The sequence below is a fragment of the Thiomicrorhabdus heinhorstiae genome, assembly GCF_013391765.2.
In the GTDB taxonomy this organism is placed as follows: Bacteria; Pseudomonadota; Gammaproteobacteria; order Thiomicrospirales; family Thiomicrospiraceae; genus Thiomicrorhabdus; species Thiomicrorhabdus heinhorstiae.
On sequence record NZ_JACBGI020000041.1, the window covers coordinates 1 to 14,285 of the forward strand.

16 protein-coding genes are annotated in these 14,285 nt (G+C 48.0%); 13 read left to right on the forward strand and 3 right to left on the reverse strand.

What is annotated here, in order from left to right; genetic code table 11:
- Window positions 1–137 precede the first annotated feature (137 nt).
- The 3 genes from H8792_RS12055 to H8792_RS12065 all read left to right on the forward strand — a co-directional run bounded on the left by H8792_RS12055 (window position 138) and on the right by H8792_RS12065 (window position 3,012).
- The gene (locus H8792_RS12055; RefSeq protein WP_185979217.1) at window positions 138–875 is read left to right on the forward strand and encodes a glutathione peroxidase; all 738 of its coding nucleotides are present in this window, start codon (window positions 138–140) and stop codon (window positions 873–875) included.
- Window positions 876–981: 106 nt separating this feature from the next.
- Complete coding sequence (gene gorA / locus H8792_RS12060) at window positions 982–2,352, forward strand: glutathione-disulfide reductase (protein WP_185979218.1); 1,371 nt, start codon at window positions 982–984, stop codon at window positions 2,350–2,352.
- 129 nt (window positions 2,353–2,481) lie between these two features.
- Window positions 2,482–3,012: a gamma carbonic anhydrase family protein gene (locus H8792_RS12065; protein WP_185979219.1), complete on the forward strand. Its 531-nt coding sequence runs from the start codon at window positions 2,482–2,484 to the stop codon at window positions 3,010–3,012.
- On the opposite strand, the gene H8792_RS12070 is transcribed toward H8792_RS12065, so the two are convergent.
- The 3 genes from H8792_RS12070 to hemB are packed head-to-tail and all read right to left on the reverse strand — an operon-like array spanning window position 2,997 to window position 5,487.
- Window positions 2,997–3,530, reverse strand: coding sequence for a paraquat-inducible protein A (locus H8792_RS12070; RefSeq protein ID WP_185979220.1), 534 nt, complete (start codon window positions 3,528–3,530; stop codon window positions 2,997–2,999). The two genes, H8792_RS12065 and H8792_RS12070, sit on opposite strands and share 16 nt — an antisense overlap.
- A gap of 55 nt (window positions 3,531–3,585) precedes the next feature.
- Entirely contained in the window at window positions 3,586–4,425 is an 840-nt protein-coding gene (gene aroE, locus H8792_RS12075) for a shikimate dehydrogenase (protein WP_185979221.1), read from the reverse strand.
- A 57-nt stretch (window positions 4,426–4,482) separates the two neighbouring features.
- Window positions 4,483–5,487, reverse strand: coding sequence for a porphobilinogen synthase (gene hemB / locus H8792_RS12080; RefSeq protein WP_185979222.1), 1,005 nt, complete (start codon window positions 5,485–5,487; stop codon window positions 4,483–4,485).
- A gap of 110 nt (window positions 5,488–5,597) precedes the next feature.
- Between hemB and H8792_RS12085 the strand changes: the two genes are divergently transcribed.
- From H8792_RS12085 to H8792_RS12130, 10 genes are all read left to right on the forward strand, one after another.
- On the forward strand, window positions 5,598–6,050 hold the full coding sequence (locus tag H8792_RS12085) for a hypothetical protein (protein WP_185979223.1): 453 nt from the start codon (window positions 5,598–5,600) through the stop codon (window positions 6,048–6,050).
- 250 nt (window positions 6,051–6,300) lie between these two features.
- Window positions 6,301–7,662 carry a sulfite dehydrogenase gene (soxC, locus tag H8792_RS12090; RefSeq protein ID WP_185979224.1) on the forward strand — a complete coding sequence of 454 codons (1,362 nt, stop codon included), beginning with the start codon at window positions 6,301–6,303 and terminating at the stop codon, window positions 7,660–7,662.
- Window positions 7,649–8,719: a c-type cytochrome gene (locus H8792_RS12095; protein WP_185979232.1), complete on the forward strand. Its 1,071-nt coding sequence runs from the start codon at window positions 7,649–7,651 to the stop codon at window positions 8,717–8,719. The genes soxC and H8792_RS12095 overlap by 14 nt, the downstream gene beginning before the upstream one ends.
- 556 nt (window positions 8,720–9,275) lie before the next feature.
- On the forward strand, window positions 9,276–10,277 hold the full coding sequence (gene moaA / locus H8792_RS12100; RefSeq protein WP_185979225.1) for a GTP 3',8-cyclase MoaA: 1,002 nt from the start codon (window positions 9,276–9,278) through the stop codon (window positions 10,275–10,277).
- Window positions 10,278–10,307: 30 nt separating this feature from the next.
- The gene (gene moaD / locus H8792_RS12105; RefSeq protein ID WP_185979226.1) at window positions 10,308–10,556 is read left to right on the forward strand and encodes a molybdopterin converting factor subunit 1; all 249 of its coding nucleotides are present in this window, start codon (window positions 10,308–10,310) and stop codon (window positions 10,554–10,556) included.
- 6 nt (window positions 10,557–10,562) lie between these two features.
- Window positions 10,563–11,030 (forward strand): molybdopterin synthase catalytic subunit MoaE, encoded by a 468-nt coding sequence (gene moaE / locus H8792_RS12110; protein WP_185979227.1) that lies wholly within the window; start codon window positions 10,563–10,565, stop codon window positions 11,028–11,030.
- A gap of 76 nt (window positions 11,031–11,106) precedes the next feature.
- On the forward strand, window positions 11,107–12,315 hold the full coding sequence (locus H8792_RS12115; RefSeq protein WP_185979228.1) for a molybdopterin molybdotransferase MoeA: 1,209 nt from the start codon (window positions 11,107–11,109) through the stop codon (window positions 12,313–12,315).
- Window positions 12,316–12,331: 16 nt separating this feature from the next.
- Window positions 12,332–12,823 carry a cyclic pyranopterin monophosphate synthase MoaC gene (gene moaC / locus H8792_RS12120; protein ID WP_185979229.1) on the forward strand — a complete coding sequence of 164 codons (492 nt, stop codon included), beginning with the start codon at window positions 12,332–12,334 and terminating at the stop codon, window positions 12,821–12,823.
- Window positions 12,810–13,094 carry a GIY-YIG nuclease family protein gene (locus H8792_RS12125; RefSeq protein WP_185979230.1) on the forward strand — a complete coding sequence of 95 codons (285 nt, stop codon included), beginning with the start codon at window positions 12,810–12,812 and terminating at the stop codon, window positions 13,092–13,094. Before moaC ends, H8792_RS12125 begins: the two co-directional genes overlap by 14 nt.
- 144 nt (window positions 13,095–13,238) lie before the next feature.
- Window positions 13,239–14,210, forward strand: coding sequence for an alpha/beta hydrolase family esterase (locus tag H8792_RS12130; protein WP_185979231.1), 972 nt, complete (start codon window positions 13,239–13,241; stop codon window positions 14,208–14,210).
- Window positions 14,211–14,285: the final 75 nt, after the last annotated feature.

The following is a 14,285-nucleotide window of genomic DNA, read 5'->3' on the forward strand; positions in this document are numbered from 1 at the left end:
AGTTAAAATTTATTAATGAAGTTGGAATTTTCAATTTTACTCATTGCCTTGGTTTCTATAAACTAGAGCCAAAGTCAGTGATGACACTAACCTTTTTGCCAAGATTTATACCAATAATATTTTAGGAGACTCAACTAATGGCATTACCTAACCGCGAAGGTCAAACAGTACCTAACGTCACGTTCCGCGTCCGTGAAAACAATGAATGGGTAAACGTAACCACCGATGAAATTTTCAAGGGGAAAACAGTCGTTGTCTTCTCTCTTCCTGGTGCATTTACTCCGACCTGTTCTTCAACTCACCTTCCTCGTTTTAACGAGTTGGCTCCGGTTTTCTTTGAAAACGGTGTAGACGAAATCGTTTGTCTTTCGGTAAACGATACTTTCGTTATGAACGAATGGGCTAAAGACCAGGAATCCGATAACGTCCGTTTGCTTCCGGACGGTAACGGTGAATTCTCCGACGGTATGGGCATGTTGGTGAATAAAGAAGACCTTGGTTTCGGTATGCGTTCATGGCGTTACTCTATGCTGGTAAAAGACGGCGTAATCGAGAAGATGTTCATTGAACCGGAAGTCCCTGGTGACCCATTCGAAGTTTCCGATGCAGATACGATGTTGAACTACATCAACTCAAATGCTCAACCGCCTCGCGTTGCGACGATTTTCACTAAAGTAGGTTGTCCTTTCTGTGCAAAAGCCAAGTCTATGCTTGAAGACAACAACATCAGTTATGAAGAAATTCTGATCACTAACAGCGGTGTAACTTCTCGTACGCTTCGTGCAGTAGCAAATGCCGGTACCGTTCCGCAAATCTTCATCGAAGGTGAATACATTGGCGGTTCTGACGATCTAGAAGCCTTCTTGGCAAAATAATATTCACAGCTTGTCAGGCCCTGACAAGCGGGCTACAGAATATACAGGGGGCCTCAGGCCCCTTTTTTAATCTCTCACTTCTCGATAGAGAAAAGGACAAAAAAGCATGGCTTATGATTATGATGTAATTGCGATCGGTGCCGGTAGTGGAGGTTTGTCGGTAGTAGAGCGTGCTGCAGAATACGGCAAAAAATGTGCCGTCGTGGAAGCCAAAAAGATCGGTGGAACCTGCGTTAACGTTGGTTGCGTTCCGAAAAAAGTAATGTGGTTCGGCGCGCATATCGCCGAAGCCCTGCGCGATGCACCGGATTTCGGGTTTCACGTGGAACAGAAAGGGTTCGACTGGGCGACTCTGGTTGAAAAGCGCGAACAGTACATCCGCAATATCAATACCTGGTACGGCGGTTATATGGAAGAGAAGGGCGTCGATGTACTGCAAGGTTGGGGAAGCTTTGTCGATGCGCACACGATCGATGTAGACGGTAAAACTTACACTGCGGAAACCATTGTGATCGCTCCGGGCGGAGTTCCGGCGATTCCTCAAGAGACTGAAAATGCCGAATTGGGAATCACTTCCGACGGTTTCTTTGCTCTAACCGAACAGCCGAAAAAAGTGGCGGTGATCGGCAGCGGCTATATTGCCGTTGAATTGGCCGGGGTTTTGCAGGCACTGGGAACCGACACTAGCCTGTTAAGCCGTAAGGATCTGGTTTTGCGCGGTTTCGACGATATGGTTCGTGAAACTCTGACCGATGCGATGATTACTTCCGGTATTCACAAAGAGTATCATTTTAAGGTCAAGAAGCTAATTAGGGCCGATGACGGCACGATCACGGTTGAAAGTGAAGACGGCCAGCATCTTGAAGGTTTCGATCAGGTGGTTTGGGCTGTAGGCCGTAATACCTTGATTGAGCCTTTGAAATTGGAAAACGCCGGTCTAAGCGCTAACGGTAAAGGTTTTATCGAGGTCGACGATTATCACAAAACATCGGTCGACAATATTTATGCGATCGGAGATGTAACCGGTCAGGCGCCTTTGACTCCGGTCGCGATTCGTGCCGGTCGTTATTTGGCCGAGCGTCTGTATAACAACCAGCCGCATATCAAAATGGATCTATCCAAAGTGCCGACCGTGGTGTTCTCGCATCCGCCGGTGGGAACCATTGGTTTAGCCGAGCACGATGCACGCAGCCAGTACGGTCACGATAGTGTCCAGGTGTATACTTCGGTGTTTACTCCGATGCGCTACGCTTTTACCGAGCATCAGATCAAGACCGCTTTGAAGCTGGTTTGTGTCGGTGAAGAGCAGAAGGTCGTCGGAATTCATGTGGTTGGCGACGGTGCTGACGAGATGATGCAGGGCTTCGCGGTTGCAGTACAGATGGGGGCGACCAAAGCCGATCTGGATGCTACGATTGCGATACATCCTTCCTCTTCGGAAGAGTTGGTAACCATGAGACCGATGATTCTTAAATAAGCGCATTTGTTGTGTTCTTAAAGGCCGGCGTCAGGGATTCCTGCGCCGGCTTTTTTGTGCCTGCAGACTGGACGATAGGAAGTAACTTGTCCACAATAGGCAGGATTAAAAATTAAAAGGAGTCAATTAATGGCCATTCGACGTTATAAAGAATTTGAACCGCAAATCGAAGCCTCCGCTTGGGTGGATGACAGTGCTGTGGTGATCGGGAAATGTGAGCTGGGGGAAGATGTCAGTATCTGGCCGAATGCGACCCTTCGAGGAGACGTGAATAAGATCGTGATCGGCGACCGTTCCAATGTTCAGGACGGTTGTGTTCTGCACAGCACACATGCAAGCGACATGACCAAAAATTCCGAGTGTATTGTCGGTAATGATGTGACTGTCGGGCACAATGCCGTCCTGCACGGTTGCATTATTGAGGATGAATGTTTGATCGGTATGGGAGCGATTGTTCTCGACAACGCTGTAGTCAAAAAACACGTTCTGATTGGAGCCAATAGCCTGGTGCCGCCCGGCAAAGTGCTGGAAAGTGGCTATCTGTACCTTGGTTCACCGGTCAAACAAGCCCGTCCGCTCACCGAAAAAGAAATCGAGTTCTTTAAATACTCCGCTGCACACTATGTGAAGCTGAAAAATGATTATCAGGGTGAAGAGTAATCGTCTTGCTTCTTCTCCGTTAAGAGATCGGACAAGCTTACAACCTTCGCCGTAATATACATCGTCAGCAGTATGGCGGCGGCAAAGGCGTAGAGACCGAATTGGATTTCTACGCTGGCGATGGCACCGAGTTTGACGGCGACGACCAGTACCGCGACGACAAAAACATCGAGCATCGACCATTTACCGTACAGGTGCATCCAGTGCAGATATTTGCTTAGGTGTTGTTGATCGGTTCGCTTTCCTAGCAATCTAAAGAGCATCAGTATTTTTAGAAACGGCAGGATGACGCTGAAGCCGCCGATCAGAATAAAGAGCAGGAACTGCCCTTCGCTTAACAGTTGAATCACGCCGCTGAGTACCGAAAAAGTATTCTCGATCAGAACGAATTTTTTAAGCGTGATAATCGGGGCAAGAAGGCCGACAATCAGCAAAACAGTTGTGATTGCGAGCAGCGCTTTCAGCCATTTGGTTTCGCGGGGAAAGCTAGCGGCAAGGTTGACATTGATATCCTGCATGGATTTGGGCTTTCCTGATTTACCGCTGTAGATTTGAAGCAGAATTTGCTTAGTGTTATTTGCTCATCTGTTGACGAACTTCGTCGATGACGTTTTGTGTTTGTGGTTGTACGCCTCGCCAGATATTGAAGGATTCTGCGGCCTGACCGACCAGCATTCCCAAACCGTCCATAATCGTGCAATCCGGTCGATGTTCTTTGGCCCACTTTAAAAATACCGTTGGTTCCTGAGCATACATCATGTCATACACCAGACTATTGTCTTTCAGACATTGCGGTGAGACCGGCGGCAGTTTGCCGTCCAGGCTAGCCGAGGTACCGTTGATAATAATATCGTAACCTTCGTCGAGCGGAATCTCGTCCCAGCCGCTGCCGCTAATCGGAATTTCAGTCGTAAATCTCTGTCCCAGGACTTCGGCACGTTTTGCGGTACGGTTGGCGATATGCACGCTTTTCGGCGCTTGCGCCAATAGCGGTTCCATAATGCCTTGCACCGCACCTCCGGCGCCGAGAATCAAAACGCGTTGATCTTTAAAAGAACGCTCGCCGTTGATTTGAATATCGTTGACCAGGCCAACGCCGTCGGTATTGTCACCGTAAATCGTACCGTTATCCTGAAAGACCAGAGTGTTGACCGCATGTGCACTTTGTGCACGACTGGACAGTTCGTTCGCCAGTTCAAAGGCATCTAGTTTGAAAGGTACGGTGACGTTCAGCCCTTTATAACCGCGCTGGCGCAAATCGGCGATCGCCCATTGAAAAGTGGTCTCTTCATTATCGATCAGAATCGCTTCGTAACTGATGTCCTGTCCAGTTTGCTCGGCAAACAGGCGGTGGATCATTGGAGATTTGGAATGGGCAATCGGGTTGCCCACAACGGCGTATTTATCGGTCATATTTTCTTTCAGTCAGATTCATCGAGCAGCGGGTTTTCAGGGCTCAAGGTATCCGCCTTAATCTTCCTCGCTCAGCCAGATCGCCGCCAGTTTGGCGTAATAGGTCAGGATACCGTCGGCACCGGCACGTTTACAGCTGAGCAGGGTTTCTAGAACCACCGGCTTTTCGTCGATCCAGCCGTTGATTGCCGCGGCTTTCAGCATCGCGTATTCACCGCTGACGTGATACACGTAAGTCGGCGCTTTGAATTCGTCTTTGATATCGCGCACGATATCCAGATACGGAATACCCGGCTTAACCATCACCATGTCGGCCCCTTCGTTCAAATCCAGAGCGGTTTCGTGCAGGGCTTCGTTACGATTGGCAGGATCCATCTGATAGGTGAATTTATTACCTTTCCCGAGGTTGCCGGCCGAACCGACTGCATCGCGGAAAGGACCGTAGTAGCTTGAAGCGTATTTTGCTGAATAAGCCATAATGCGGGTGTTGATATGACCGTGGTCTTCCAGCAGTTCACGGATTTCGATCAGGCGGCCGTCCATCATGTCCGAAGGCCCGATCACATCGGCACCGGCTTCGGCGTGCGACAGCGCTTGTTGCATCAAGACATCGATGGTGTCGTCGTTCAATACATAACCGTTACTGTCGATAATGCCGTCCTGGCCGTGAGTGGTGAAAGGGTCGAGAGCGACATCGGTCATCACGCCCAGTTCCGGGCAAGCTTCTTTAACTGCACGCACGGTTCTTTGCGCCAGACCGTCCGGGTTATAGGCTTCTGCGGCATCCAGCGATTTCGCTTCGGCAGGTGTGACCGGGAACAAGGCGATCATCGGAATGCCCAACGCTTGAATTTCTTTGGCCTCTTCGACCAGCAGATCGATACTCAAACGCTCGACGCCCGGCATGGATTTAACCGGTTCACGTTTATTGTGTCCTTCGATGACAAACATCGGTAGAATAAGGTCGTTTGTTGTCAAGGTATGTTCGCGCATCAGGCGGCGGGAGAAGTCGTCTTTTCGCATACGACGCATGCGAGTAATCGGAAACTGGCGGTTTAGCATAGTAGTCAGGACCTTTTGTGTACTGCACTTATCGAAAGTAAGCGCCGAGAAAATCTATTGTTTCGAATGATACTCGTCCGAAGGGTAAAAATAAAGGAGTTCCCCCGCAAATGGAAAATGATCAAATTGAATATCTGTTTTTTGATTTAAGCTTGGCGCAGCGTTTTCAAAGTTTTTGCCACGATCTCGGCCTGTCGACCGAGCTGGAAGCCGACGAAACGCACATGGGGGAGTCTTCTTATTCCGTGAAGCTGAGCGACGATATCGAAGAGTCGATCAGCGAGCAATTGGAAGCGGAGTACGATGATTTACTATTCGGTGAACAGGCTGCGCAAATTGACGGAAACGACGAAGACGGCGCTTTGGCCGATGCCTGCGGGGTGCAGGTGAAATTGAAGTCGGGAATCTACACTACGGTTGCCATTCATCCGGAAATCATGAACAAAATTCTCTCGGTCTTGAGCATCGACGAGCTGCAGCAATTTTTAGCACAAGTGGCTGAAGACATCGAAGAACCAAAAACCGGGCCAATCTGTTCGCGACGCGATCTACCCACTATATGATGTGGTTTTTGAATTATTTTTCAATAGGATAGAAAGCGCTGTTACCACCCATAAAAAAATTATATAAGCAATTCCTAATTTTTCTAGTGATAGCGCTTGAAGTAAATAAGCATAAAATTTATCATTAGCCGCTAGCAATAACTGTGTGGGCTGTACTGACGCCAAAACAGTACAGGCTACCAAAAATAAAGTTAACTCTTGAATCTGGGGTATTACTGGTCATGTCAGTAAAACCGTCAAGGAGCAATAAATGACAGATAAAAACGTAGAAAAGGTTGCGTTGCAAACGGAAGAGAGCCGCAACCAAGGACGTCGTGCCTTTCTAAAAGGTAGCGCTGCCGTAGCTGGTGGTGTGATGTTCACAAAAGCAGCTAATGCAGCAGAAGGTGCGGGTTACGATCCAGCCAAAGCAGTAGCACCTTACGCTGGTAAAGAAGAGATTACGAAAGTACTAGAAGATGGTGCAGCACGTAAATCTCTTGGTTTCGGTGTTCGTAAATACCCATACGGTATGCCTTCACCTTTCGAGAAAGAAGTACAGCGTCGTACATTGGAATGGTTGACTCCAGATTCAATGGCGTCGATCACCATGACTCCGCTACAAAGCTTGAATGGTATCATCACGCCAAACGGTCTACACTTTGAACGTTTCCACGGTGGTGTTCCGACGATCAACCCTGAAGAGCACCGTTTGGTTATTCACGGTTTGGTTGAACGTCCATTGATCTTCACTATGGACGATTTGAAGCGTTTCCCTTCCGTTTCACGTATCCACTTCATCGAGTGTCCTGCTAACGGTGCGATGGAATGGAAAGGTGTTCAGTTGAACTCTGTTCAATGGACTCACGGTATGATGTCTTGTGTTGAATACACTGGTGTACGTCTATCTGATCTTCTTAAGGAAGCTGGTATCAAGCCTGAAGGTAAGTGGATTATTCCTGAAGGTGCGGATGCAGCTGGTTTGACTCGTTCGATCCCTGTTGATCTAGCGATGGATGACTGTTTCGTTGCTTATGCGCAAAACGGTGAAGCGTTACGTCGTGAACAAGGTTACCCAATCCGTTTGGTTGTTCCAGGTTGTGAAGCCAACATGTGGATCAAATACCTACGTCGTATCCAGGTTCACGATGTTCCTGCACAGCACCGTGAAGAGACTTCTAAGTACACCGAGCTTATGCCGGACGGAACTGCACAGCGTTTCTCTTGGTACATGGAGCCTAACTCTGTAATTACTTACCCATCTCCAGACTTCAAAATGCAAGGTCCTGGACGTTACATCGTTCGTGGTCTAGCTTGGTCTGGACGTGGTAAAGTTGCTCACGTAGATATTTCTACTGACGGTGGTAAGAACTGGAAAGAAGCAGAGTTCACTTCGGTTGTGCTAGATAAAGCATGGACTCGTTTCGAGCTTGAATGGGATTGGGATGGTTCTGAAGCATTCTTGATGAGCCGTGTTACGGACGAAACCGGTTACGTTCAACCTCCTATGCCGCAAATGCGTACCCTAGAAGGAACTAACAACGTTTATCACCGTACTGCTATGGTTACATGGCGCGTACACGCCTGGGAGAACGGCAAAAACGGAGGCATGATTGAAAATGTTCAGTACTAAGAAAACTTTGGTTGCAGCGACAGTTGCAGCTCTATTTGCCGGTTCTGCAATGGCGATGTCTGATTCTTCAGACAGCAACTCTGCTTCTGGCGAAAAAATTGACGGTAAATACGCAGCTGACTATAAAGAAATTATCGAAAAAGCTGACGGTAAATACCTTGACGCTAAAGTCATCGAAGCGATCTTGGGTAAAGACGCGGCTTACGGTCGTGACGGTCTTGAAGGTAAATTAGATCCTGCTAACCCATATTCTTTCGAAGTTGATGACAGCATCGACGGTGGTAACCACGGTAACGCTCAGTGTAAAATTCCTGCTGCGTTCACGGAAGTTCACGACAGCGCTGCCAAGCACTATTACAACGATTCAGACTTCGTTGCTTATGGTTTCGGTACGCCAATCGCTGAGTCTGCGGTAGCTAAGTGGAACATCACTGTTGACGGTGACGGTAACGGTCTTCCTGATCCTTCAGTCGGTATGACTGTTGAAGAAGGTGGTAAAGTTTACGTTCAGTTCTGTGGTATGTGTCACGGTGAGTTCGGTGAAGGTGCAAAAGGTTACCTTCCTCTAGCAGTTGACGAATCTTTGGTTGCTTCTGATCCATATGATCCAGCTCCGATGAAAACTGTTGGTAACTACTGGCCATATGCAACCACTATCTTCGACTACATCCGTCGTACTATGCCTTTCTGGACGCCTAACGCTCCGTTCATCGGTGACAAAGGTTACTTGGGTATTACCGGTTACATCCTGCAATCGAACTACGTTCCTATGGATGACGAAGGTACTGAGCTAGAAGATGATACTTTCTTCAACTCTGAAATCTTGATGAAGATGAACAAGTACATGAAGAACCAAGGTAACTTCTTCTGTGACCACCGTCCTGTTATCCACAACGAGCGTTGCATGACTAACTGTCCTGACAACGAAGTTGGTGATGGTAAAGGCGATATTCATAACTATCGTCAAGCACGTCGTCTACCAGACGGAACTCCTCAGTATAACGTTCCACAACGTATGCATGAAGATCCGCCAGGTGTCGGTCACGCAGGTATGTAATTTTTGCGGATGAAAATCTGCTCTATGCACAGCTTATCCTGCATTGTCATTCTGTCGCTTACTTAGTGTAAGCTCAGAATGACGGCTTTGACTAAGCCGCACCTAGTGCAGTTTTCAAAACGCAAAACATGCTAGAAACCCCGTCAATTTTTAATTGGCGGGGTTTTGTCGTTTTTAGAGATTGGAAAAGCGATCACCTAGTTAATCTAGGCTCTCATTTTTCGTCTAGACCTCACAGATCTAGCAACTCTTAAGAGAGTCAAAAAGACTACTAGAAAAACCCGATACTGTTTCAGTGTCGGGCTTTTTGCGTTTATGGCAATTATGTTTAGCTTGTAAATCTCCAAGAAATCGAAAGAGTATCTGTGCTCTAGTTCATTATTTGGATGAGGTTTACACGATTAGACTGTTTGCGAGAAGCCTAATAGTCTTTGTTTATGGCCTCAATAGGGATATTTAACCTTTAAATAATTGATTTCTAATATGAAACCAGTGTAAAATTCGCTATTCCCGAGCGACTATAACGTTGCATAGAAAAAGAATAATGAGGTGGGCTATGAGCAAATCGTTGATCGATCCGTTTGAGCGTAGGATCGAATACGTGCGTGTATCGGTAACCGATCTGTGTAATTACCGTTGTGGTTACTGCATGCCGGAACAAGGTGTGCATCCTGAGGGCCACCATGCCGAGTATTTATCTTACGAAGAATTGGCGCGAATTATTAAGGCTTTCGTCGATCTGGGCGTTTCCAAAGTTCGTTTGACCGGCGGTGAGCCGCTGGTGCGCAAGCGTTTATATGAATTGGTTGAAATGATTAAACCACTGGAGGGATTGGAAGACATCGCTCTGTCTACCAATGCGCACCATTTAGAACGTGAAGCAGAGAAACTGCATCTTGCCGGAGTTGACCGCTGTAATATCTCGATCGATTCATTGCGCCCGCAGCGCTTTAATAAGATCACCCGCGGCGGTGATTTGGAAAAGGTGTTGAAAGGGGTGGATAAGGCCCTTGAAGTCGGTATGAAGCCGGTTAAATTCAATATGGTAGTTATGAAAGGCACCAATGATGACGAAATCGAAGCGATGGTCGACTACGGTATCGAAAAAGGTGTCGAAGTGCGTTTTATCGAAACCATGCCGATCGGTCCGGCCGGTGTCAGCATGATGGATCAGCACTACGCGGCCGACAAGATTCTTAAGCGCGTAAAAGCGCATGTCGGAGCGGATTTGATCCCGTCGACCGACCGTTCGGATGCCGGTCCGGCGCGTAACTTCCATATTGCCGGAACCAATGCGCGTATCGGTGTGATTTCCGCCGTATCACAACATTTCTGCGAAAGCTGTAACCGTGTGCGTTTGACTGCGCGTGGGGTTCTTGCACTCTGTCTCGGACAGGAAGATTCGGTTGATCTGCGTACGCCTTTAAGAGAAGGCATCAGCGATCAAGAGCTGCAGCAGCTGATTATTAACGCAATTGCTAAAAAACCGGAACGTCATTTCTTTAATGAAAACGTTCACAATATCGAATTCAGACAAATGGTTCAGTTGGGTGGCTAAGCCACGACCAATTCTTAGAGGGATAAAAAGATGTTAAATGTTCTGTATTTTGCAAGCTTTCGCGAAATTCTGGGTAAGGGTAACGAACAACTGCCTGCCCAATTTAACACCGTCGGTTGTTTGTTGAATGCTTTGGCCGACCGCGGCGAGTCCTGGCAGCAGGCTTTGCTGGAAAACCAGAATCTGCAAATTGCCGTTAACCATGATGTGGCCAATCGTCAGACGGAAATCAAAGCCGGTGACGAGATCGCTTTCTTCCCGCCGGTAACCGGGGGCTGATTGAACGTGACTGCCTTTCCTCATATCCAGATTCAGGAAGAAGATTTTGATTTGACGACCGAGGCGGCGCGCCTGCGTGAAGGTCACAAGGATATCGGTGCGGTAGTGACCTTTGTCGGTACGGTACGCGATATTAACGAAGGTGACGAAGTCAGTATTCTGGAGCTGGAACATTATCCGGGCATGACGGAAAAAGCCTTGGAAAAAATCCGTCTTGAAGCGCATGATCGCTGGCACTTGGAGTCGAGTCGAATTATTCACCGTGTCGGTAAAATGTATCCTTGCGATCAGATCGTCATGGTAGCGGTTGCCAGTCGTCACCGTGAAAACGCGTTCTATGCGGCGCATTTCATTATGGATTATTTAAAAACCAACGCACCTTTCTGGAAGAAGGAAACCTTGCCTGACGGTTCCGAGCGTTGGGTCGATGCTCGCATCAGTGATAAAGAGGCCGAGCAGCGCTGGGCTTCTTAAGTCGGATGTCCCGTAAAAATTTAGCTACACTATCTGTCTTCCCCACGCATGCGTGGGGTTTTTTTGAGTAAGAATTATGAAAACCTTTGAAGAAGCCTTATATGCACTGTTGTCCGACGTGCAAATAACCGATAAAACCGAAACGATTCATGTTGCTGACGGTTTATTACGTATCCTTGCCGAAGATATTGTTTCTTCGGTCAATGTCCCTCCGCACGATAATAGCCAGATGGATGGTTATGCTCTGCATAGTTACGATTTGGAGCACGGTAATACTTTCCCCGTCAGCCAGCGGATTGCCGCCGGTGAGGTCGGTACGGAACTGGAGCACGGTACTCTGGCGCGTATCTTTACCGGAGCGCCGATCCCTCCGGGAGCAAATCAGGTTGTTATGCAGGAAGATACCGAGGAAATTGACGGGCAAATTCAAGTCAAAATTGGTGTGAAGCCGGGCGAAAATATCCGCAAGAAAGGCGAAGACATCAAGGCCGGAGAAGTAATTCTCAAGGCGGGAACCCGTCTTCGTCCACAGGAACTCGGTCTGATCAGTTCGATCGGAATCGGCGAGATTCAAGTCTATCAACCGTTGAAAATCGCCACCTTTACTACCGGCGATGAACTGCTTGAACCGGGCGATCAGCCGCAAGAAGGTAAAATCTACAATGCTAACCGTTACACCTTGAGCGGTTTGATTCCGCAACTTGGTTTTGAACTGGTCGATATGGGACGAGTTGAAGATACGCTGGAGGCGACAATCGATGCCATGAAGCAAGCCGCAGCAGTTGCCGACGTGGTCATGACTACCGGCGGTGTTTCGGTCGGTGAAGAAGATCATATTAAACCGGCACTCGAAACTCTAGGCGAACTGCATATGTGGAAAGTCAAAATGAAGCCCGGCAAGCCGATCGCTTACGGCAAAATCGGCATGGAAAACGGCTTCGTGCCTTTTATCGGTCTACCAGGGAACCCAGTTTCCGCCTTCGCGACCTTTAAATTGTTTGCCCGCCCGTATCTGATGAAGATGCAGGGAGCGACCGAGTTGAGTAGCCGTCCGATTTGGCTGAAAGCAGATTTCGATTGGCCGAAAGCGAACTTCCGCCGCGATTTCCTACGGGCGCGTATTGTAAACAAGCGTCAGGAATCGGTTGTTGAAATCTTCCCGCATCAGGGGTCAGGCGTGCTGATGTCGGCTTCCTGGGCAGAAGGTTTTGCGGTTATTCCGGAAGATACTACGATCGCCAAGGGTGACAAGGTAGCCTTCTATCCGTTTAGCACTTTTGTCTGATCTTTTAGGAGCGTTTATGGCAAATGAATTAACCCATCTGGACGAGAAAGGTCAGGCTCGCATGGTCGATGTCGGTGACAAGGCGCATACTCAGCGTGAAGCGACTGCGACTGCGACCATTTTTATGCAACCGGAAACTTTGCAGATGATCGTTGAAGGTAAGCATAAAAAAGGCGATGTGATGGCCACGGCACGGATTGCCGGGATTATGGCCGCTAAACGCACTCCTGATTTGATTCCGATGTGCCATCCGTTGATGATTACCTCGGTAAAAGTCGAACTGACTCCAGATCCGGAGCGCAGTTGTGTAGAGATCTCTGCAACCTGTAAAACCGTTGGTCAGACTGGAATCGAGATCGAAGCTTTGACATCCGCTTCGGTTGCGGCTTTGACCCTATACGATATGTGCAAAGCGGTCGATCGCGGGATGGTCATTGACCAGGTCAAATTGTTGGAAAAGAAAGGTGGTAAATCCGGCCACTGGCAACGTCAGGATGAGCAGGCCTGATACCTCCTCCGAAGCCAGCTGGCAGGTTTACCTGCTGCGCTGTGCCGATAACTCCCTGTATTGCGGAATCACCAATCGCATACATACACGTCTCCGCCAGCACAATGGCGATCTGAAAGGCGGGGCGCGATATACACAATCCCGTCGTCCGTGCCGGTTGGTATATCTGGAAAGCGTCGACAGCCGTCAGAAAGCCTTGAGGCGTGAATTGGAAATTAAAGGTCTTTCCAAGCCTTTAAAAGAGGCCTTAATTCAGCAGACCCAGGTCTGATCTCTATACTTCATCAATCAGCAACTCATTGATTTTAAATTGTTATCCTGTCTTTCGCCGTGGTAGTCTATAGCAAGCCTTGGGTGTCTTGCTTAAGCTGCTTCAGAGTCTTTCTAGGCCCGTTTCCATTCTCAGGGGGGATCTATGAATCGCAATTCGCACACTTATCTCAGTCGTCGTTTCGGTCTGCTTTTTATTTTCTTTTCGGTTATTTTTTTCTACAGTGCAAAAGTCGAATCGGTCGATGATTTAACGCATTACCAGCTGAAGGTCGACGGCATCGATCGAACTTATCATGTGCATTATCCGCCGAATTTTGCACAGCGGGTACAGGCTTCCATCCCATTGTTTCTGTTTTTGCACGGCGGCGGTAAATCGTCGGGTGAAGATATTGCCTGGCGGATCGGATTGAATGAAATTGCCGACAAAAACGGGGTTATCGCTGTCTATCCGGATGGTGTCGGCTCGCAATGGAATGACGGTCGCAATAGCCACTTACGTAAAGGCGAAGACATTAGTCGAATCGATGATGTGCATTTCTTTTCGGTTTTGTTGGATCATCTGCAAAAAATGCCGCAGGTTAATGCCCGGAAGACCTTTGTGGCCGGTGCATCCAATGGCGGCATGATGACTTTGAGATTAGGTTGCGAATTAAGCGGTCGTTTTACGGCGATTGCCGCCATTATTGCCAATATCCCTAAAAATATTCTCGGAAGTTGTCATCCCAGACCGGAGCTGCCTGTACTGATTATGAACGGTACCAAAGATCCTCTGGTGCCTTGGAAAGGCGGGGAAATGAAATTTCTGGGTAGTGAAGGCGGGAAGGTGACTTCGACCGCGGAAAACGTCGCATTTTGGGTAGCGAACAATCATTGTGCTCTTACTCCCGAGCATCGCAAACTGCAAGACAAGGTTAGCCGGGATCGCTCGACGGTAGAGGTCTTCAATTACGACCGATGCGATGGTCATAGTCGGGTTGTGCTCTATCAGGTTAATAATGGCGGACATCATATCCCCGGAATCGAGTCGCCCGAACTGCGTTTTTTGTTCGGCAATAAAAATATGGATATTCAGGCGATACCGGAAATCTGGGCCTTTTTTAAACGATATTTGTAGATTTTCTTAAGCCTGTTTTAAGAAAAGTCATTGTTTTATATAGAAAAATTATTTGCCTATTTAATAACCTTATTA